The organism is Ruegeria sp. CDSA221, assembly GCF_059611825.1.
In genome coordinates, this window is sequence record NZ_JBXWPK010000001.1 from 293693 (window position 1) to 314901 (window position 21209).

Consider the following 21209-nt stretch of genomic DNA (forward strand, 5'->3'; position numbering starts at 1 on the left):
CATGAGCCTGTTGGAAATCCGAAATCTTTCGGTCGAGTTTGCTACTGCGTCGGGTGAGTTCCGCGCTGTGGATGGCGTTGATCTGTCTGTCAACAAGGGCGAGTTGATGGCCATTGTCGGGGAAAGCGGCTCGGGTAAATCCGTGTCAATGCTGGCGCTGATGGGGTTGCTGCCATGGACGGCGACAATCACTGCAGATGAAATGAGCTTTGAGGGTCGCGACCTGACCAAAATCTCGGCACGGGATCGGCGCAAGATCATCGGCAAAGATATTGCCATGATCTTTCAAGAGCCGATGTCTTCGCTAAACCCCTGTTTCACGGTCGGTTTCCAGATCAAGGAAGCACTGCGTATCCATTTGGGGCTAAATCGCAAAGACCGTCATCAGCGCGCGATTGAGCTGTTTGACCTGGTGGGGATCCCGGCACCCGAGAGCCGTCTGAATACATTCCCTCACCAGATGTCGGGCGGCATGAATCAGCGGGTCATGATCGCGATGGCGATTGCCTGCACCCCGAAACTTCTGATCGCGGATGAACCCACTACCGCGCTTGATGTAACGATTCAGGCGCAGATTCTGGATCTGTTGGTCCGATTGCGCGATGAGCAGGGGATGGGCCTTGTTCTGATTACCCATGACATGGGTGTTGTGGCAGAAACCGCCGAGCGGGTTCAGGTCCAATATGCCGGTCAAAAGGTCGAGGAACAGCCGGTACGCGATCTGTTCCGCACACCGCGCCATCCTTATACCTCAGCTTTGCTGAACGCTTTGCCTGAACGGGCAACTTCGAAATTGCTGCCGACGATTCCAGGTGTTGTTCCTGGTCAATTTGACCGTCCCAAAGGTTGCTTGTTCAGCCCGCGATGCCAATTCGCCGATGACTTGTGCCGGAACACACCACCCGCTCCGCATGGAGCAGATTTCGGCAAGGCCCGCTGTCACCACGTCAAGGAAATCACCGCTGGAGAATTGGCATGACCGCCCCGATCGTTCAGGCAAACGCGTTGGCCCGGCACTATGAGGTCAAAGGGGGATTGCTGTCGAAATCGGCAACGGTCAAAGCCCTTTCCGGTGTGGATTTTGCCCTAGAGCCTGGCAAGACGCTGGCCATTGTAGGAGAGTCCGGGTGCGGTAAATCCACCCTCGCTCGCGTCGTAACGATGATTGAAAAGCCCACTTCGGGAACGCTGACCATCGACGGCGTCGAAATCACCCCGTCAAAGTGGGCTGAGATGCGCAAAAACGTGCAGATCGTGTTTCAGGATCCCTATGGTTCGCTTAATCCGCGACAACGGATCGGTCAGATCCTGCAGGAACCTCTGATCATCAACCGGCCCGATATGACCGCTGCGGAACGGGAAACTCGCGCGCGCGAAATGATTGATCTTGTCGGTCTGCGCCCCGAGCATTATGATCGCTACCCCCACATGTTTTCGGGCGGCCAACGGCAGCGGATTGCGATTGCCCGAGCCCTGATGCTGAACCCCAAGGTTCTGGTTTTGGATGAACCGGTATCGGCGCTGGATGTTTCGATCCAGTCACAAATCCTGAACCTGCTGGTTGAACTGCAAGAGCGTCTGAACCTGGCCTACCTGTTCATCTCGCATGACCTGTCTGTGGTGAAGCATTTCGCTGATGACGTAATTGTCATGTATCTGGGACGCGCAGTCGAGAAAGCTCCGAAAGAACAGTTGTTCGCGGCGCCCCGGCATCCTTACTCCAAAGCGTTGTTGTCGACGACACCGCGTGCCGACCCCGAGGCGCGTAAGGAACGGATCAAGCTGGAAGGTGAGTTGCCCTCACCGATGAATATCCCCAAAGGATGTGCCTTTGCTCAGCGATGCTGGCTGGCAACTGACGAATGCCGTGCGGCACCACCCGATCTGCAAGGAACAACCCATCAGGCTGCGTGCCTGCATCCGCTGGGTTAGGTTAGCTCTCGGAACTGCGCGTTGCGGTGACCATCGCAAGCAAATGGTCTTTTGTGCGCCCAATATGTTGGGTCAACAGCGCGCAGGCTTCCTCAACTTGCCCATTCTCGGCCAGCGTCAGCAGTTGGCGATGGTCCTTTTTTGCGGGCTCGCGTTGTTCCATAACGCTCAGGTGCATACGGACATAGCGATCGGACTGTAGATTGATCCGTTGTAGTATATCATTGGTGATCCCACGGTCTGCTGCAGCGTAAAGCGCATTGTGGTATTCGTAGTTCAAACCACCCCACCGCCCGACATCATAGGCTTCGTAGGACGTTTCCATTTCGTCCAGAAACCTTTCGCATTCGGCAAAATTTGCCTCGGTCATCTGTGGAATTGCACGCCTGAACAGATCGACCTCCAACATTATCCGGAGGTCAAATATCTCACCGATTTCTGACAGCGAATGTCTTGTCACCGCAGCGCCGCGATTGTTGGTCAGCTGCACAAGACCCTCTGCATCAAGCCGTTTTAACGCTTCTCGTATGGGCATGCGTGACACGTCATAGTCTTCTGCCAATGCTTCTTGACGGATGGCTTCACCTTCTGCCATCTCACCGCTTAGAATCCGCTCGCGCAGGTCATTTGTGATGACATCGGGCAAACTTTGCCTGGGAATTGCGCGGGTTCTTGGCATTGTTACAGTCTCTGCTGGTGTAATTTTGTATCCAAAATACAAAATAGACACCGGTTTTCCAAGAGCCTTGCATTCACTAATGAATATAAAGTGTTGATTGATTTCAAGCCGCCTCGGCTGCCACAGTAAAAATGGTCACGTTCTATAAGGATTAAACATGAAAGAGGATCGTATGGATAATCCGCGCTTTTTGCCAAAAGGCGCAATTTCCGTGGACGTTTCCTATGACGGGCCGCCCAAGGCCTTCTATTTTCTGCTTTTACCCAACACGACGATGCTGGCTTTCAGTGCCGCGATTGAGCCTCTGCGCATATCAAATCAACTGTCCAGAAAGCAGCTGTTCGAATGGTACGTGCTCTCCACCGACGGAGAACCCGTGACCTGTTCCAACGGCATACGTGTTCAGGCGGATCACTCGGTTCATGACCTGGAGAAGGGAGCGTTTGTCTTTGTGTGTTCCGGAACGCAACCGATGAGGTCTTTCAACACAAATGTCTTGAACTGGATTCGGCGACAAAAGGCGCATGGATGTGAGTTCGGTGGGATTTGTACCGGTGCATTTGCCTTAGCAAAGGCGGGCGTGATCGGAACCAGAAACTTTACCGTCCATTGGGAAAACCGGCCTGGCTTTTGTGAGAACTTCCCAACAATGGAGCCGACCCAGAACCTCTATGAAATTGACGGGAAACTTAGAACATGCGGGGGCGGGCACGCCAGCACTGACATGATGCTTGAAGTTATCGAGGAATTGTTTGGCAACGCCTTGGCGAACAATGTTTCGGAAATGTGCCTGCACAGAAGGCTGGGAGAAGGCGGCAGCAAACAGGTATCGCCGGTTTCGGCGCTTTTGGGCACGCGAAATGCCAAATTGATCGAAGCGGTGCAAATCATGCGCGAGAATATTGAAACGCAGCTTAGCCTCGAGGCAATAGCGGATCAGGCGTCCCTGTCCCGGCGGCATATGGAGCGGCTATTCAGGCAGCACACTAACATGTCGCCGGGACGGTTCTATAATGAACTCAGGCTGGACCGTGCTTTTGCCCTGTTGAATGAAACAAACCTGAGCGTTTCTGAGATAGCCTTTGCATCCGGGTTTTCCAGTACGGATAGGCTTTCTGTGCATTTCCGGAACCGATTCAGAATATCACCGCATAATTTCCGGCGATCCTGGTCCGAGGAAACCCACCCAGAATGACTGGATGAGCACCACTTGATAGGTCCCAGGGACTACGCCTGTATGACGTTCTGACGTTGAACCCCCAGACCTTCGATCCCCAGTTCCATCTTGTCACCAGGTTTGAGGTAAACCTGCGGATTTTGCCCCAGACCCACACCGGGGGGTGTCCCGGTCGAGATCACGTCGCCGGGTTGCAGTGACATGAATTGCGACAGGTGCGAGATCACCGCTGTGACACTGAAATGCATCGTTCTGGTCGAGCCATCCTGATACCGATGCCCGTTCACCTCAAGATACATTGGCAGGTCTTGGGGATCAGGGATTTCGTCCCGTGTCACCAGCCAGGGACCGATTGGGCCGAACGTATCTGCGGATTTACCTTTGACCCACTGACCTGAACGGTGCAGCTGAAAATCCCGTTCTGACAGGTCATTGATCACACAATATCCTGCCACATGGGCCAGTGCTTCATCCTCCGAGATGTATTTTGCTTCTTTTCCGATGACGACGCCCAGTTCCACCTCCCAATCGGTCTTGACTGACCCGCGGGGGATTTCAACGGTGTCATCGGGGCCTATGATGGCGGATGTCGCTTTGAAAAAGACCACCGGCTCAGCAGGTAGGTCCATGCCGCTTTCGGCCGCGTGATCGGCAAAGTTTAAACCGATGCAGATGAACTTGCCGACACGTCCAACACAGGCGCCGATACGGCTGTCGGCATCGACGGGTGGCAGGGTTTCAAGATCCAGCGCGCGCAGCTGTGCAAGGGTTTCATCGCTAAGCGCTTCCCCGGCAATGTCGGCGACGATCCCCGACAGGTCCCGGATTGTGCCGTCTTTATCAACTATGCCCGGCTTTTCCGCGCCTGCTGGGCCGTATCGTAGCAATTTCATTTCACATTCCTCATTTGCTTCAGATCGTCCAGCCGCCATCAATGGCAAAGGGCTGTCCGGTTGTGTATTTGCTGGCATCGCTGGCCAGATAGAGCGCAAGTTCCGCGATCTCATCTGCGGTTCCGATGCGGCCCATGGGTTGCCGCGCGATAAAATCAGTCATTGCTTTCTCGTAATCCCCAGTTGCGCGCAACCGGTCGTGCAAGCTGGGGCTGTCGACAGTGCCGGGGCAGATCGCATTGCACCGGATTCCTTGAGTGACGAAATCGGCTGCGATCGATTTCGTCAGTCCGATTACGGCGGCTTTCGAGGCGCAGTATGCAAACCTGTTTGGAACGCCCTTCAACGAAGAGGCGACCGAAGACATGTTGATGATAGACCCGCCACCATGTTCCAGCATGGTTGGCAGGGCACATTGGATCAGCCGGTACATCGATTTGACGTTCAGCTCAAAACTGAAATCCCAGTCACGTTCATCACATTCCAGAATGGACCCGCCAGCCACATATCCTGCGCAGTTGAACAAAACATCCAACGGGGGCATGTCCGCGACGAAGGCCTGCACTGCCGCCGCATCGGTTACGTCAAGTTTTACCGACGTAACGCCTTGGATATTTTGCAACTCTGCCAGAGAGGTATCATTGATGTCGCTGGCAAAAACCTGTGCACCTTCGGCGGCGAACAATTCGGCTGTTGCACGCCCGATGCCCTGTCCCGCGGCGGTGATCAGAGCAGTTTTTCCAGCCAGACGGCCAAGGTTTTCGGATGATGTCATATCTATTTCACTCTCCTTCTAAAATCCAAGCTTCGGGGAACCACAACGGCAAAATCCCATCGGCATACAGCCTCGGAAAGATCAATCTAGTTCCTGAGGTCATAGGCTTGGGCAGCATTACCGCCCCGTATCGCCTGATGCTCGTGTGGTGACAGACCGGTTAACAGCGTATCGGTCGCCTCGAGCCATCGTTCATAACTGCTGTTTAATGTGCAAACCGGCCAGTCGCTGCCCCAGATCAGGCGATAGGGCCCGAATGTGTTCAGCAGGTGATCCACATAGGGCTTCAAGTCTTCTACCGTCCAATTCGCCCCGGCCTCGGTCACCAACCCGGAAAGTTTGCACCAGGCATTTGTATTTCGGGCCAATGTCGACATGTCTTCTTGCCAGCCCTCCATGACTCCCTCCCGAATCAGGGGCTTGGCACCGTGATCAATCACCGTGCGCATATGTGGGTGCCGATCCAGCAGCTGTTGAAGCGGCCCCAGATGTCGCGGCAGGGTCAGCGCATCAAAGGTAAGGTTCCACTGTTGCAGAGCGTCAAAAGCCGGTGTCAGCCCATCCTTGAGCATCCATAATGGGTCGGGAATGTCCTGAACCATGGGGCGCAAACCGACAAAGACCGGGTGGGCAGCCAGTCGTGCGATTTGTTCCGGTGCGTCGGCGGCCTCAAAATCAACCCATCCGACAACGCCTTTTATGAACGGGGCCTGCTCGGCGAGTGACAGCAGATATTCGGTCTCAGCAGCTGTCGGCGCAGCCTGTACCAAGACCGTACCGTCAATTCCCGTTCCTTTCAGCAATGGGGCCAGATCCGCGGGCGCGAAATCCGCGTAAATCGGCCCCAGATCCGGTGTCAGCCAGCCATAGTCTTCGCGCGCCAATGTCCAAAAATGCTGATGGGCGTCGATCTTCATCCAAGGACGCCCTTTTTCAGGATAATATTTCCATACAGCCGACGTTCGCCGGTTTGCACGATCGCAAAAGCTGTGGCCGCCCGGTCGTAAAAGGCGAAACGTTCAAGGCCTTGTATCGTGGCCGGGTGGTCTGCAATTTCGCTGATAATGGTCTGAAAATCGGCGATGGCCTCAGGTACAGCATCCGGATCGCCAACAACCTGCATGGTCAGGGCCGGGTCAGGGACAAATGTGTCCAACGGCATGACAGACAAAATAGCTCTTAGGATTTCGCTGGCGCTTGACCCGTCGGCACGTATGCAGCCCGGCCCAGAGCTCGAGCCGGGGAAATTCGCATCCGCAATCACGATTTCATCGCCATGCCCCATAGCGCGCAGGGTGTACAACAGGTCAGGCGACAGGATGGGATCAATATTACGCAGCATAGGCAGCCTCTCCGGGAAGGGGGGCGTCGGAACGGATCAATCCTTCCGAACACAGATCAGACCAAAGCGCAGCGGGGATTTGACGTTCGAGCAGGGCCGCATTGGCCTGCACCTCGGCAGCATTCACCGCGCCGGGGACAACGGTTTTGACGCAGGGATGGCCAAGGACAAATTGTAAGGCAGCAGCGATCAGTGGTGTATCATGGGCTGAGCAAACAGCCTCGATCTGGCGAACTCGGGCAAGGATGTCTTCGGGTGCATCAGCATAATTGTATTTCGCACCGGGAACAGCGCCGGTTGCGAGGATACCCGAGTTGTACGGCCCGCCAAGAATTATGCCCACGTCCCGCTTTTCGCAAAGGGGTAGAAAGCTGTCTAAAGCGTCTTGTTCCAACAGGGTATAACGGCCTGCCAGAAGAAACCCGTCAAAGTCGCCCAAGCCCAATAATCTTTCGCAGACCTGCCATTCATTTACACCGGCTCCAATGGCTGCGATTTCACCGGCGTCACGAAGTTCGACCAGAGCTTTGTATCCGCCGCCATCGAACAGTTCCCGGATCTTGGCATCAGATGCCTCCTGACTACCCTGACTGAACGCACAGACGTCATGCACAAGCAGGATATCGGCGCATGAGACACCCAACCGGTCGCGGCTGGCGTCGTAGGATCGCATGACCCCGTCATAGGTATAGTCGAAAACGATACGTTTCTGCGGCACATCAACAAAGGCTTCGGGTGTGACCTGATGCGGTGCGCAATCCAGCAGCAGACGCCCGATCTTGGTCGAAAGTTGAATCTCTTCGCGTCCGAACCGGGCAATAGCCTGGCCAAATCGTTGCTCGGAGCGGCCCAACCCATATTGCGGTGCGGTGTCAAAAAATCGGATACCCAAATCAAAGGCTGCCTGTAGCGCAGCCTGCGCATCCTCATCTGATACTTTGCGATAGAGATTCCCCAAAGGCGCGCCACCAAAACCCATCCGAGTCAGCGGAACGGGTCGCGCCGTGCGGCCATTTAGAAGCTCTGTTGCGGTAACTGTCATCCTGCCTCGCGTATTGGATGAGGGGAGTCCGTGAAAAGGTGGGACTGTTCCTGCTGCAAGCGTTGAATCCGAGGCATCAACTGCCCAAGATGACGTTGCATGGCGTCCTGTGCAGCTTTTTCATCTCTCTCAAGAATCGCGTTGAAAATGGCGCGGTGTTCGGCCAGCGTTTCCACCACCCGGCCCGGGGTGGGCAGCAGCAGCATTCGCGCTCTGGTCACTTGCAATGAAACGGTTTGCGCGACGTCGCTTAACCTGTTGAATCCTGTGAATTTCATTAGCAAGCCGTGGAATTCTTCATCCGCCTCGTAAAAGCCGGGGACATCTTCATCTTCGATCAGCAGCTCTTGCAGACGCATGTTGCGGCCCAGTATCTTGCGCTGATCCTCGGTCAAATCGCGCGCGACTTTGGCGACCGTCGCAAGTTCAAGTGCTTCACGCAGGAACATGCCCTCGCGAATTTCGGACATCGAGAAATAGGATACGCGCGTGCCGGATTGGGGCACGACATCCACCAGACCCTCGGAAGCAAGTCGGGCAATCGCCTCGGTCACGGGCGCACGCGAAACGCCAAGGCGTTCGCATATCGGCGCCTTCCTGAGGTTGTCGCCCGGCGCGAAGTCCAGCGACAGGATTGCATGCTTGATTGAGAGGTAAACGCGCTGAGACAACGAGCCCTCAGACGTAGAAATATCGTGCAGGTGCAGAGCGTTTATGTCCTGTGGTTTATTCATATTTGGTGGCCTAGCATACTAACATGTTAGTTGACAAGTGCGTGTCCGACGATTAGCAGTCGGGATCAGCAAACAGGAAAATGATGCAACCAGACCAAAAAATAAAGGCTTCTCAGCCCGCAGCGCGCGATACAGTCAGGTTGAACCCGGACGACAATATCGTCATTGCACTCCGAGATCTGAAGATCGGCACGCAGCCTTGCGGGCTGAATGTCCCGCTTCGGGATCAGGTTCTGCGTGGGCACAAGATTGCTATTGCCCCAATTTCTACCGGAGAAAACGTCATTCGCTATGGTCAGATCATTGGTCAGGCAAAGGCAGATATCGCAGCCGGAGATCACGTCCATGTCCACAATCTTGGTATGGGGGCCCATCAGCAGGACTATGCCCATGCGACCGCAAATACCCCTTTGCCGCATATCGACGAAGAGCGGAGTTTTCTTGGGTATCACCGGTCCGATGGGAAGGTTGGCACGCGCAATTATATCGGAATTCTGACGACAGTGAATTGTTCGGGTTCAGTAGCCCGGTTCATCGCCGAAGCGGCCTTAAAACGTGGGTTGCTTGACCCATATCCCAACGTGGACGGGGTGGTGCCCATCGTGCATGGCACGGGCTGCGGTATGTCGTCCAAGGATGACGGCTATGCTACGTTGATGCGCACCCTGGCCGGGTACGCCCAGCACCCGAACTTTGCCGGCATTCTGCTGATTGGGCTGGGATGTGAGGTCATGCAAGTGGCCAGTCTGGTTGATGGCCGCCCCATCCGCGAGGACGGTGCCTTGCGCTATATGACCATCCAAAACGAAGGCGGTACGCGCCGCACGATCGAGCGCGGGCTTGCCGAGCTGGAGGGGATCGCGCGGCTGGCCAACCATGCGGTGCGCAAGCCCGCTCCGATCAGTGCGATTACGGTCGGGATGCAATGCGGTGGCTCGGATGGTTATTCCGGCATCACTGCCAATCCGGCGCTTGGATATGCCTCTGATCTGCTTGTGCGCCATGGCGGAACGACAATCCTATCGGAAACCTCTGAAATTTATGGCGCCGAGCATCTTTTGACCCGGCGCGCAGAAACGCCGGAAATCGGCAAAAAACTGATCGACCGTATTCATTGGTGGGAAGATTACACCAAGCGCAATGGCGGCGAGATGGACAACAATCCAAGCCCCGGAAACAAGCGCGGTGGACTGACGACCATTCTTGAAAAGTCTCTGGGTGCGGTGGCCAAGGGGGGCACGGCCCCGATGCGCGACGTCTACAGATTTGGCGAAATTATCGACAAAAAGGGCTTTGTCTTCATGGACAGCCCCGGGTTCGATCCTTGCTCAGTCACGGGTCAGGTAGCAGCGGGTGCCAATTTGATCGTGTTCACCACGGGCAGGGGGTCGGTCTCCGGATATCAACCCACGCCCTGCATCAAGCTGGCAACAAATTCGGAAATGTACGCCCGCATGTCCGAAGACATGGATCTGAATTGCGGCGACATCGTCACTGACGGGGTCAGTATCGAGGCCAAGGGCGAAGAGTTGTTCGAAATGTTGATCCGTGTCGCATCGGGCGAACAAACAAAAAGCGAAGAGCTTGGTTTTGGGGGCGTTGAATTTGTCCCCTGGCAAATCGGCGCTGTTATGTAGCCGCAGGTTCGTCTGGGGTAGGGGCAAAATGGGAGGAGAGATGGAAAAACTGGTCGAAATGAAGGGGATCGAAAAGTATTTCCCCGGTGTGCACGCGCTGAAATCCGTGCAGTTCGATCTGTTTTCGGGCGAAGTCCACGCGCTTATGGGGGAAAACGGGGCGGGTAAGAGTACGTTGATGAAAATCCTGTCCGGGATCTATCAGCGCGATGGCGGCGACTTGGCCATTCAAGGCAAATCAGCCAGTCCCACATCCCCGCGTGAGGCTCAGAACCTCGGGATCGGGATCATCCATCAGGAACTGAGTCTGATGAACGATCTGACCGTAGCGCAGAACATCTTTATCGGACGCGAGCCCCGGAAACGTTTTGGTCGTCTGGACGAGGCTGCGCTGAACGCTCAAACCGCCGAAATCTTCGGGGCGATGAACCTGAATCTCGATCCCAAAGCACTGGTCGGCGGGTTGACCATTGCCAAGCAGCAGATGGTCGAAATTGCCAAGGCGCTGTCCTATCGCTCCAAGGTTCTGGTCATGGACGAACCGACCGCGGCCCTGAACGACGCCGAGATTGCCGAGCTGTTCGTCATCATCCGCCGCCTGAGGGCCGAGGGGGTGGGGATTGTCTATATCAGCCACAAAATGGACGAGCTGAAACAAATCGCCGACCGTGTGACTGTCATGCGCGACGGTGAATATGTTGGCACTGTCGGTGCCAGTGACACGCCGATCAGCAAAATCATTGCGATGATGGTTGGGCGCGAAGTATCAGAGGATCCCTTGGATGTGCCCAACCTGAGTGATGCCGAGGTTGCGTTGGAAGTCGTAGGGCTGACACGAGTCAACGATCTGAAAGACGTCAGCTTCTCGGTCCGAAAGGGCGAAATCCTGGGGTTTGCCGGGCTGATGGGGGCAGGGCGGACCGAGGTGGCCCGAGCAATCTTTGGCGCTGATCCCTTAGATGGCGGCGAAATCCGGGTACATGGGCAGATCGTGTCCATCCGTTCCCCTGTGGATGCCGTGCGTGCCGGGATCGGGTACCTGTCCGAGGATCGCAAGCATTTCGGCCTCGCCACGGGAATGAACGTCCGCGACAATATCGCTCTGGCTTCGATGGATAGGTTTACCAGTGCCACCGGTGTTCTGAACGATAGCGAAATCAGCTCGACCGCCAAAGGCTATATCGCCCAGCTTGGCATTCGCACGCCCTCGGATGTGCAAGAGGTGCGCCTGTTGTCCGGCGGCAATCAGCAAAAGGTAGTCATCGCAAAATGGCTGCTGCGTGATTGCGACATCCTGATCTTTGACGAACCCACGCGCGGTATTGATGTCGGTGCAAAATCGGAAATCTACAAACTGCTCGAAGAACTGGCCGCGCAGGGAAAGACGATCATCGTGATCTCATCCGAATTGCCGGAAATCATGCGCCTCAGCCACCGCATCGCCGTCATGTGCGAAGGCCGGCTGACCGGAATTCTGCCCGGCGGAAACAACACCACTCAGGAAGACATCATGCATCTGGCCACCCAACGCACGGCGGCGATGCAGGTCACAGGGACAGCAACATGACCACAGCAACGGAAATAGACAAGAAAAAGCCCCTGGCGGGCCTGTCGGAAAGCGGCGCGTATCAAAAGCTGCTGGCCTTTGCCAGTCTCATCGCCCTGTTGATCGGCTTTTCGATCGCATCGCCGAACTTCATGCAAACCTCGAACATGATTGCCATTCTGCAGGCAACTTCGGTCAACGGCGTACTGGCCGTTGCCGCAACTCTGGTGATCATCACGGGCGGAATCGACCTGTCGGTTGGCACTTTGATGACCTTCTGCGCCGTGATTGCGGGCGTAGCCCTGACTTATCTCGGCATGCCCCTGCTTTTGGGTGTTGCTGCAGCCATTGCAGCGGGTGCGTTTTGTGGTCTGTGTTCGGGCACATTTGTGGCCAAAATGAAAATCCCGCCCTTCATCGCGACGCTGGGCATGATGCTGATCCTCAAGGGTCTATCGCTGGTTATCTCGGGCACACGACCGATCTATTTCAATGACACGCCTGGTTTCGATCAGATCTCGCGCGGGTCTCTGATTGGAGAAATCGTCCCCTCGGTACCTATCCCGAACGGCGTGCTGATCTTGTTTTTGGTCGCGATTGCAGCATCCTATATCCTCAGCCGCACTGTTTTGGGCCGCTATACGTTCGCTTTGGGATCAAACGAAGAGGCGGTCCGCTTGTCGGGTGTCAACACCGACGCCTGGAAGATGCGAATCTACGCGCTGGCCGGGGGAATTTGCGGCATCGGCGGCATCCTGATCGCCTCGCGCCTGAACTCGGCACAACCCGCTTTGGGGCTGGGATACGAACTTGAGGCCATCGCGGCTGTGGTCATTGGCGGAACCTCTCTGTCCGGCGGGCGCGGCACGATCCTGGGAACACTCATCGGCGCGCTTATCATGGCTGTCCTGACCAATGGGCTGCGCGTTCTGTCTGTCGCGCAGGAATGGCAGACCGTTGTCACTGGCGCGATCATCATTCTGGCCGTCTATGCCGACATGGCGCGGCGCAAAAAGACCGGGTGAACAATTTTTAGGACCAAAGAAGATAACGACCAACTGGAGGAGAATATCATGTTAACACGTCGTTTCGTTCTGGGGGCGCTCAGCGCAGCCACCCTCGCAGCTCCGGCCTCGATGGCCATGGCGGAAGAAATCTATATTCCGCTGGTATCCAAAGGGTTCCAGCACCAATTCTGGCAGGCGGTAAAGCAGGGCGCCGAACAGGCAGCCGAAGAGTTTGACGTCACAATCACATTCGAAGGACCGGACAACGAAACGATGGTCGACCGTCAGATCGACATGCTGGCCGCAGCTCTGGCAAACAATCCAAAAGCCATCGGCTTTGCCGCACTCGACAGTCAGGCCGCCATTCCGTTGCTGAAGCAGGCAAATGACAAGGGTATCCCGATCATCGCTTTTGACAGCGGTGTCGACAGTGATATTCCTGTTTCTACTGCCACAACCGACAACCTAGCTGCAGCGGGGCTTGCCGCTGACAAAATGGCCGAAAAGATTGGTGGAAAAGGCAAAGTTGCAGTGGTAGCCCACGACCAGACCAGCCGCACTGGCATTGACCGCCGCGATGGATTTGTGAACCGCATTGCGGAAAAATACCCTGATATCGAGGTTGTCACCGTTCAGTACGGGCAAGGAGACCATCTGAAATCAACCGAGGTGACAAAAGCGATCCTCACTGCAAACCCCGATCTGGATGGTATTTTTGGCACCAATGAAGGCTCTGCCATTGGTGTCGTGAACGGGGTACAGGAATTGGGCACCGAAGGCCTTGTCATCATTGGCTATGACAGCGGCAAAGCCCAAAAAGACGCGATCAAAAGTGGTCTGATGACCGGGGCAATCACCCAGAACCCGGTTGGTATCGGCTATGAAACGGTCAAGGCGGCCGTCGCGGCGATGAAAGGCGAAGAAGTCCCGGCCCTAATCGACACCGGCTTTTACTATTACGATGCTTCCAATATTGACGATCCGAAGATCGCGGCAGTTCTTTACGACTAAGAGCCTGACAGCTTAATACGGACCGGTTCGCCCGATCGGCGGACCGGTTTTTTTGTTTTACTGGGTTGCAACAATCATCTTTTCTGTTTGTGGCGTTTTCATGCTATCCTCTACGGGTTATTTTTTTGATGTTTATTGAAGGTTGAAATTCCGGTGAAAAAAAAGCCCAGCAACAAGACCTATGTCCTGCGTCCCCTGGAAAAATCCGATCTTGAGACAATTCTGCCCTGGTTTCAAAATGTAGAGGATTTAGCCAAATTCGAACGCGTGTCCCGCATCCCTCTTAATCTTGCACAGACAGAGGAAAGCTGGAGCGACATGTTCACCGGCTCAGCCATCGGCCGCAGGTGTTGGTTCGTTGTTGAGAATTCGGCGGGAAAACTGGTCGGCATGAGCGGCCTCGAGGGGATATCGCCGATCAATCGCGATGCTGTCGTTGCGATGTTCGTCGATCATTCGGTGCGCCGCCATGGTGTTGGTATCAGGGCGACGGCTTTGGTCGCCGATTTCGCCTTTCGACAACTGGGGCTGAACCGGCTGACTTCGTATTATAGGGCGGATAATGTCAGCAGCAGAGACCTGGTTGCCAGACTGGGGTGCCAGATCGAGGGGTCGATGCGTCAGGCCTGGTTTGCAGATGGTCAATTTCACGATATGGTTGTGGTCGGGTTGCTGAGCAGCGATTGGTTCGAAAACCGAAATTCACTGGCGAAAGAATTGGGCGGTGAAACCATCGTTAAGCTTGGCAATAATGCCTCGGATTGCTGGTGTTGGCCCCCGCAAGAGACTGGGTCGGACTAAGAGACGTTATTACCAATCATTTCAAATCTTTTTTTGTTATACAAAAGTTAGGGTTCGTTCAGAACTCAGGAATCGAGTACCGCCAGTGAATACAGTTAACCCGAATTCATCAATCACTCAGAAGCTGGGTGCAGTCTTATTTGCAGATGTCGTCGGCTATTCTCGCCTGATGAGTGAGAACGAACTCGACACCTACAACGCTTTGAAGACACTTCTATCGCAGATCGAAGCCGCATGCGCCCGTTATCAGGGGCGTGTTGTCGAAGTGCGCGGTGACGGCATCCTGGCCCTGTTTGAAACAGCGACCAGCGCGGTCGAATTTGGTGTTGAGCTGCACCAAATTTCTGCCCAGCACAACGATTCAGGATCAGATCAACAGCAAATCAAGTTTCGCGTTGGCATCCATCTTGGAGAGATCCTGATAGATGAGCGTGGAATTCATGGCGACAACGTCAACATTGCAGCGCGATTGCAAGAAATTGCGGAACCCGAGCGGGTCTATGTCAGCTCTGCGGTGTATGATCAGGTTTGTAACCGGTTGCGGTATGGGTACGAATTTCTCGGTCCGCAGCAGCTGAAGAACATTCTTTCGCCGGTTTCTACCTACTGTGTCCGCAGCGAGGTTGCCGGTGCTACTTTGGCGGGCACCATGCGTCCCGACGCTATTGTCGATCTGTTGGAACGCCCGGACACTCCGTCGGTCGCTGTGCTACCGTTCAGCATCAGCGGTGGGGATGAGTCTGACGGCTGGATTGCCGATGGTCTGACCGACGACATCATTCTGAACCTTTCCAAATTCAGAAACCTTTTCGTCATCGCCCGAAACTCATCATTCTTCTTCAGGGCGCAGTCCATGCCACCGAAGGAAGCCGCAAGAAAGCTGAATGTCCGGTATATCGCCCGTGGCAGTGTGCGTCGCTCTTCCAGTCGAATCCGCATTACTGCGGAACTGGTCGATGCAAACACTGAACGCACGATTTGGGGTGAGCGGTTTGATCGAAACATTGACGATATATTTGATATTCTGGACGAGGTGACTGAATGTATCGTCGCGGCCACGGCCGTAATGATCGAATCCCATGAGCGCCAAGTTATGGTTCAGGCCGTTCCTTCAGATCTGGAGGCATATGGCTCTGTCCTGCAGGGGCAGCAGCACATCTTCAAATACACGCGCAACGACAACCGCAAGGCACAGAATTTCTATCAATCTGCGCTGGAACGGGACGGCAACTATGCCCGTGCCGCCGCCGCCTTGTCCCGAACGTTGAATCTGGATTGGCGATACTCGTGGACCGAAGATCCAGGCAGTGCTTTCGAGCAGGCGCTGTCTTTGGCACAGCGGTCGATCGAATTGGACCCAACAGACGCACGGGGATTTGGCGAGCTGGGATTTGTCCATCTGTATCGCAAGGAACATAGTGCGGCGCTACAGTCTTACCAACGTGCTTTGGCTCTCAACCCCAATGATGCGGATATGCATTCGGATTTCGCCGATGCGCTTGCACATTCAGGGGAAAATGAGACTGCCATCACGCATCTGCAACAGGCCATGCGTCTGAACCCGTACTTTCCGGATCAGTATCTCTGGCACCTCGGCGGCGCCTATTACAATCTCAGGCGCTATGAAGATGTTATCGAAACCGTCAACAAGATGAACAATCCGACCGAGGGTCAACGGATGCTGGCCGCCAGCCATGCGCAGCTGGGCAACATGGATATGGCACGTATGATTGCTGAAAAGCACCGCGCCGCACACCCGAACTTTTCTTTGTCACGCTGGGCCAAGGTGCTGCCCGACCGTCTGGAAGACGACACGCAGCACTTTGTCGAAGGGCTGAAAAAAGCGGGATTTTAGAACGGAAAAAGGCGCGAGAACCCGCGCCTTCTTTGCTGACTTTGTCCGAAGATCAGTCGCCGCCGCGTACTTTGGCTCCGCTAACCTTGGCGCCACTGACCTTGGCTCCGCTGACTTTCGCGCCACTGACCTTGGCGCCACTTACCTTGGCACCGCTGACCTTTGCACCGCTGATAGCAGGGCTGTCAAAGCCAAAATAGAGGTCTAGAAGAACCTGTTCGAACTGGCCTGTCGTGACATCCATTCGCATGGTCTGATCGGACTTATCATAACTCCAGAACTTGATACCGTCAGCGACCTGATAGTCCGCCGCCGCAACACCGCCGATCGAAGGATCCGTGGGCGCGCGCGAGGCCTGGTTTGGTGGCTCGCCCTTCTTGGCGACGTCTTGACCATTGCCGTGAACCAGGAAAATCACCGGCTCGGGCAGGTCGTAGTAGGTGCCTTCATAGGCAAACCCGTAAATCTTGGCAAATTTTGCTTCGTCATTTCCTGAACTCGCGAGTTGCTCATCAAGATGTTTGTTGTTGCCTTTGCCTCTGCTTTTCTTTTTCGCAGGGTCGTAATCCAAATCGTCGATAACTCTGCCGTAAATCAACACTTCCGAAAAACTGAGCAAGGATTCCGCCATAAACTCATCTCCCAAATATGGGTTCATCACCCGAACCCCCTTCGATTAAATCCCGAGGATGACCGCATCGGTGTCTCCTCAAAAATCACCCCGCCTCTAAATGCCATAAATCTGCCGAAAAAAAAAGAATTTTGCTGTCATCAGTCTGGAACCTGCGTGCGGACGGAGTGTGCGTGACTGTCTTCATCGGGGTCCGGCAGCCGCGGACCGGCAGTTGCCACCCCGATATCACGCATCCGAAAGTTACCTTCGATGATCCGACGGAAGGCACCCCCGGTAATTTCCTGATCCACCGCCAGCATGGCCTTTTCGACACCGAAATAGCTGAGCATATCGGCGTCCAACATGCTCCAGGCGTCGGCCAGATAGGTGCCCAGGAAATCGCGCGCCTCCAGAAGTGCTACGCGGAATCCATCAGGGTTTTCGGCATATCGCTTGTCAAAAATACCCTGCATGACCGCGCTGTAATCGGGTGAATCCTCTAGCTGATCGGACAGATCTTCCTCGGCCTGTGTGATAAGGTCATGAACCAACAGGCGCTCATGATAGATGTCCACCAAAATGTCGAACATTGCACCTGTCAGTGGCTCGGAAAGTGCATGTTCACTGGACCATCCGGCAGCGAATTCCGATAGTGACCGGTTGTTTGCGGCCGTTCTAATCTGTGCATTTTCCGAAAGCTCGGCAAAGCGATTCAGCCGGTTGAAGCTGTAGAGATTGCCTTTGGTGTTTTCCAACAGCGCCTCTACCACCGAGCCAAAATGCAAAGAGGCCAGAAGCGCCACCATATCGGCGGCTGATTCATGGAACCCGTAATATTCACCCGAGACATCTCCGTCGGTGGGCATGCCCACGACGCTGTAAATGATTGAGTGGCCGATTTCATGTGCGACCACGTCGAAATTCAGGCTGTAGGGGCGATATTCGTCCCCGTGTTCGTGGGTGCCCCCGGTTTCAAGGAAACCCCAACCGATATGCGCATTGTCCAGGCTTGGCAGCAGCGACAGTTCCAGTCGGTCAAAATCGCGGGAGAAATGCCATGGGATTGGTCGGTCAAAATAGCCCTGCCAGACATCCATCGTGAAATGCGCCGAGCCAAACAGATGCGCTGCCTCAAAAGCCGGGTCCGACGGGCCAATATGGATAAAGTTACCGAACTCATCAGGCATTGCCGGGGGATGGATATATCCGTTCCAGGGCGGCAGATACATTCCCGGACCATCCGGTCCGGGCACGATGGCCCCATAGGGTGTAGTCTTTCCGACAGGGTTAACCGTGTACATGCGCGGACCCGATGGACCAGGGCCGATACTGCCCTGCGGGGCCGATATTTCGACTAGCTCAAGCTGGGGGTCCTCTTCCAGAAAAGGGGATTGCGGATACAGCAGAAATCGCGTTCCAGGCTCTTCTTCATCAAGGTGATCTGGTAAGTTCACAATACCCCCCTTTCAGGCCACGCCTCGGATCCGCCTTGGGGCGGCTAGTCAACGGTACTATTTAATCCGGCATCCGCGTGACAAAACAAATACTCTGCTTCTATCAAATCAAAAAATGCTTCCCGCCCGGCCAATCCAAGTGAAACTGCATATGATTCAAGATCATCCGGCACTGGTTGGTCAAGCTGTGTTTCAAAATACCACATAACCATAGGTAGGCGCCCGCTTGCGGGACCGCCTCGGGCAGTCAATGATTCAGCTCCCCTTTGTGCCTTGCGATGGGCACGATCCCGCAATTCGGCATAGCTCCCGTCACGGCGCAACTCGCGCAAAAGCGATGACTCAAGGACCGAAGCCCGAGAGGTAATGTGGCCATGCACCCGAGCAGCATCGGCCAGCATCGCCTCGTATTCCTCGACACTCAGATCATTCTCGTCCAGCCATGCCATCAAAGCGGCGCGGCGCGACAGGCCGGCTTTTTGCCGGTGCGCATCCATTTGTGCCATCAGGGCAGGGCGGTCGGGCTCTTCATCCCGCCGATCAGCCTCTTCCCGCGCCAGCAGAGTCAGCGCGGCCCGTTCACGCAGCCGCGTATACATGTCCGGGTTCAGCCTGACTTCGTCGATAACCGCCTGATCGGCCTTCTGATCGGCATCCACTCGGGCACGCAGCCCTTTCCACATCAGCGTTTCTTCGGTCGGTTGCTGCGTCGCCGGGAAGGGAAGTTCGTTTGCCAGATCTTCGGCCATACGCCCAAGCATCTCAATGGCATCACGTGCTTTTGCATCAACCTTGCCGTTTGGCAGCCAGTCCACAAAGCCCTGGATATCAGAAAGCCCGTTCAACGCGTCAATTATGTTGGGCCAACTGCGCTGACGATAGTTCATACCCTTGGCAATCTGCAGAACTTCAGCGGCACGTTCAGCGACCAACATGCCTAGATTTTGCGCCTCCTCAACCGTTGCTCGGACCGAGACCATGGGTTCGCTCAATGGCAAATAGCCCAATTCTGCCGGGCTGTGCAGGACCGCAACTTCGTCGTCATCCTGCAGGGTTCGGCTGTAGAAATCCTCAAAGATTCGACCCACGCCGATCATACCGAAATCAGCCAACTCTGCCGCGCGTAAAGCACCCATGCTGGCACTGCCATAAACGGGGATTCCCTGATCCATCGCCCAAAGAATCTCTTTATGCCAGACCGACGGGACGCCCTCAAAAAAGCCGTCTATTATGCCGATCGCACGCGGACGATCACGTGCCACGCGATATACGTCCCCCTGCCGGACCGGGGGCAAGATCACAGGGTCCAAGCATTGGGCCACAGCATCAGCAGTCAACGTCGGGCCCACAAAAATAACGACACTCATCCGTAAGTTTCCATTACACGCTGCGCGCGTTCCCCGGCGATATAATCGGGGTCGTCATGAGGCGCTTCAAGCCCAGGTATGACAGCTCGGACAACGGCGATCTCATATTCCGGGCGCGATAGATCGACCGTGATCACCTGCGAAATACCTACAGTTTCGAGGCGGGTAGTCAGCAAGTTCAAATCCTCTTGGAATGATCCGGTGGCATATGTCGGAGTATTCGAAAAATCCTGCGTCGCGTCCGAGCTGTCAATCTGATTGCGAATATAGGCACATCTTTCTATCTGCGCCTGGTCAGTAAACTCTTCTGGGTCCAGATCATCACGCGCGCCAGAGATATAGGTGAGGCGGGTTTGTGCCGCTTCGGTCAGGGCCCGCAACAAAGCAATGGCGCGATCTGGATGGCAGCCATCACCGATACCGATGTGGCCGTTCTGCCCGTCCGGCTCGCAGATCGTACAGCGGAAACAGGCGATTCCGATGTCCGAGGTGGTGTCCCAGATGCCCAGGGTCAGGCCCGCCGCTTCAATCATGCTTATTGCGTCCTTGCACCTGTCATCATCTATAGTGTCTGGGTGGATCCGTGCTGGCGCGGACTGAAATTGCCACAATGTGGTGGCATCGCGTTCGATGAGTTCAAAGATCGCATGGCAACTGGCTTCAAACAGGTTGTTGCCGGATGCCAAACCATTTGTCGTTCTGGGAAAGGCTACCTGCCCACCCATCGGCAAAGACGTATAATCGGTATCGACCATCTCCATTGGAACCCAACGGGCGCAAGCGGAATTCAAATCCCGACCCTCTACCCACAATCTGTTCGCATCAGGATCAAATCGGCCACCAGTTACCCGAGGTAGCTTATCAACATCCACCACCGGCGCATCGCGCGCTATATCGGTAAATCGTGCCAGACGTTGAGGCGCCGTTACCCGTTCCGCGTGCCAGCTTTCGATCGCTTCCATAACCCCCGACGCTTGCGCGGCCGGGACTGACAATCCCTTGCCGAGCGACACCGAAACCGATCGGGAATTCGGGCGCGCAACCATGACCGTGGGCAATCCGATACGATCCAGGCCGGTTAAGTTCGCAATTCGAGTAATGCCCATTTCACGCAAATAGGGCGTTACGATTTCCAATGTTTGGCTGGGGCTTCGCAGGCGATGAGTATCAAGCACATATTGCTTTTCCGATACGTCAGACATGATGCAACCTTGCCAAAAACAAAAGAAATTGGCCACCAGGCGAAAATACTTGCCGGTGACCGGATCAGCTCAGGATGGGGGATGATTTCATATGGGTCAACTCTGCCGCCCATAATTGTCTCAACACGACAATCTACTTGCT

20 protein-coding genes are annotated in these 21209 nt (G+C 55.1%); 9 read left to right on the top strand and 11 right to left on the bottom strand.

Features of this window, described 5'->3' with window-relative positions:
- Window position 1: 1 nt before the first annotated feature.
- On the top strand, window positions 2-979 hold the full coding sequence (locus AC2FJ5_RS01360) for an ABC transporter ATP-binding protein (RefSeq protein ID WP_142636312.1): 978 nt from the start codon (window positions 2-4) through the stop codon (window positions 977-979).
- The gene (locus AC2FJ5_RS01365; protein WP_496792121.1) at window positions 976-1932 is read left to right on the top strand and encodes an ABC transporter ATP-binding protein; all 957 of its coding nucleotides are present in this window, start codon (window positions 976-978) and stop codon (window positions 1930-1932) included. Before AC2FJ5_RS01360 ends, AC2FJ5_RS01365 begins: the two co-directional genes overlap by 4 nt.
- A 1-nt stretch (window position 1933) precedes the next feature.
- On the opposite strand, the gene AC2FJ5_RS01370 is transcribed toward AC2FJ5_RS01365, so the two are convergent.
- Window positions 1934-2611 carry a GntR family transcriptional regulator gene (locus AC2FJ5_RS01370; RefSeq protein WP_142636309.1) on the bottom strand — a complete coding sequence of 226 codons (678 nt, stop codon included), beginning with the start codon at window positions 2609-2611 and terminating at the stop codon, window positions 1934-1936.
- A 157-nt stretch (window positions 2612-2768) separates the two neighbouring features.
- On the opposite strand from AC2FJ5_RS01370, the gene AC2FJ5_RS01375 reads away from it, so the two are divergent.
- Entirely contained in the window at window positions 2769-3806 is a 1038-nt protein-coding gene (locus AC2FJ5_RS01375) for a GlxA family transcriptional regulator (protein WP_246097212.1), read from the top strand.
- A gap of 32 nt (window positions 3807-3838) precedes the next feature.
- Here the strand turns inward: AC2FJ5_RS01375 and AC2FJ5_RS01380 are convergent, their stop codons facing one another.
- The 6 genes from AC2FJ5_RS01380 to AC2FJ5_RS01405 form a co-directional block, all read right to left on the bottom strand.
- On the bottom strand, window positions 3839-4681 hold the full coding sequence (locus AC2FJ5_RS01380; RefSeq protein WP_496792123.1) for a fumarylacetoacetate hydrolase family protein: 843 nt from the start codon (window positions 4679-4681) through the stop codon (window positions 3839-3841).
- A 19-nt stretch (window positions 4682-4700) separates the two neighbouring features.
- Complete coding sequence (locus AC2FJ5_RS01385; RefSeq protein WP_496792125.1) at window positions 4701-5456, bottom strand: SDR family oxidoreductase; 756 nt, start codon at window positions 5454-5456, stop codon at window positions 4701-4703.
- 86 nt (window positions 5457-5542) lie between these two features.
- Complete coding sequence (locus AC2FJ5_RS01390; RefSeq protein WP_496792127.1) at window positions 5543-6373, bottom strand: amidohydrolase family protein; 831 nt, start codon at window positions 6371-6373, stop codon at window positions 5543-5545.
- Window positions 6370-6798: an RbsD/FucU family protein gene (locus AC2FJ5_RS01395; protein WP_496792129.1), complete on the bottom strand. Its 429-nt coding sequence runs from the start codon at window positions 6796-6798 to the stop codon at window positions 6370-6372. Before AC2FJ5_RS01395 ends, AC2FJ5_RS01390 begins: the two co-directional genes overlap by 4 nt.
- Window positions 6788-7840: an aldo/keto reductase gene (locus AC2FJ5_RS01400; protein WP_496701872.1), complete on the bottom strand. Its 1053-nt coding sequence runs from the start codon at window positions 7838-7840 to the stop codon at window positions 6788-6790. The genes AC2FJ5_RS01395 and AC2FJ5_RS01400 overlap by 11 nt, the downstream gene beginning before the upstream one ends.
- Entirely contained in the window at window positions 7837-8574 is a 738-nt protein-coding gene (locus AC2FJ5_RS01405) for a GntR family transcriptional regulator (protein WP_496792131.1), read from the bottom strand. The genes AC2FJ5_RS01400 and AC2FJ5_RS01405 overlap by 4 nt, the downstream gene beginning before the upstream one ends.
- Before the next feature lie 83 nt (window positions 8575-8657).
- Here AC2FJ5_RS01405 and AC2FJ5_RS01410 point away from each other — a divergent pair, with 83 nt between their 5' ends.
- The 6 genes from AC2FJ5_RS01410 to AC2FJ5_RS01435 all read left to right on the top strand — a co-directional run bounded on the left by AC2FJ5_RS01410 (window position 8658) and on the right by AC2FJ5_RS01435 (window position 16431).
- Window positions 8658-10211, top strand: coding sequence for a UxaA family hydrolase (locus AC2FJ5_RS01410; protein ID WP_496792133.1), 1554 nt, complete (start codon window positions 8658-8660; stop codon window positions 10209-10211).
- Window positions 10212-10251: 40 nt separating this feature from the next.
- Entirely contained in the window at window positions 10252-11778 is a 1527-nt protein-coding gene (locus tag AC2FJ5_RS01415) for a sugar ABC transporter ATP-binding protein (RefSeq protein WP_496792135.1), read from the top strand.
- Window positions 11775-12782 (top strand): ABC transporter permease, encoded by a 1008-nt coding sequence (locus AC2FJ5_RS01420; protein ID WP_496697017.1) that lies wholly within the window; start codon window positions 11775-11777, stop codon window positions 12780-12782. Before AC2FJ5_RS01415 ends, AC2FJ5_RS01420 begins: the two co-directional genes overlap by 4 nt.
- A gap of 48 nt (window positions 12783-12830) precedes the next feature.
- Window positions 12831-13775, top strand: a complete 945-nt coding sequence (locus tag AC2FJ5_RS01425) for an ABC transporter substrate-binding protein (RefSeq protein WP_142636294.1) — start codon at window positions 12831-12833, stop codon at window positions 13773-13775.
- 153 nt (window positions 13776-13928) lie between these two features.
- Entirely contained in the window at window positions 13929-14576 is a 648-nt protein-coding gene (locus tag AC2FJ5_RS01430) for a GNAT family N-acetyltransferase (protein ID WP_246097210.1), read from the top strand.
- Window positions 14577-14661: 85 nt separating this feature from the next.
- On the top strand, window positions 14662-16431 hold the full coding sequence (locus tag AC2FJ5_RS01435; RefSeq protein ID WP_271948845.1) for an adenylate/guanylate cyclase domain-containing protein: 1770 nt from the start codon (window positions 14662-14664) through the stop codon (window positions 16429-16431).
- Between the two features lie 52 nt (window positions 16432-16483).
- On the opposite strand, the gene AC2FJ5_RS01440 is transcribed toward AC2FJ5_RS01435, so the two are convergent.
- The 4 genes from AC2FJ5_RS01440 to AC2FJ5_RS01455 form a co-directional block, all read right to left on the bottom strand.
- Window positions 16484-17062 (bottom strand): hypothetical protein, encoded by a 579-nt coding sequence (locus AC2FJ5_RS01440; RefSeq protein ID WP_496792137.1) that lies wholly within the window; start codon window positions 17060-17062, stop codon window positions 16484-16486.
- A gap of 140 nt (window positions 17063-17202) precedes the next feature.
- Complete coding sequence (locus AC2FJ5_RS01445) at window positions 17203-18498, bottom strand: gluzincin family metallopeptidase (protein WP_496691610.1); 1296 nt, start codon at window positions 18496-18498, stop codon at window positions 17203-17205.
- Window positions 18499-18542: 44 nt separating this feature from the next.
- On the bottom strand, window positions 18543-19865 hold the full coding sequence (locus AC2FJ5_RS01450; protein ID WP_496788852.1) for a TfuA-like protein: 1323 nt from the start codon (window positions 19863-19865) through the stop codon (window positions 18543-18545).
- Window positions 19862-21067: a YcaO-like family protein gene (locus AC2FJ5_RS01455; protein ID WP_496792139.1), complete on the bottom strand. Its 1206-nt coding sequence runs from the start codon at window positions 21065-21067 to the stop codon at window positions 19862-19864. The genes AC2FJ5_RS01450 and AC2FJ5_RS01455 overlap by 4 nt, the downstream gene beginning before the upstream one ends.
- Between the last annotated feature and the right edge of the window lie 142 nt (window positions 21068-21209).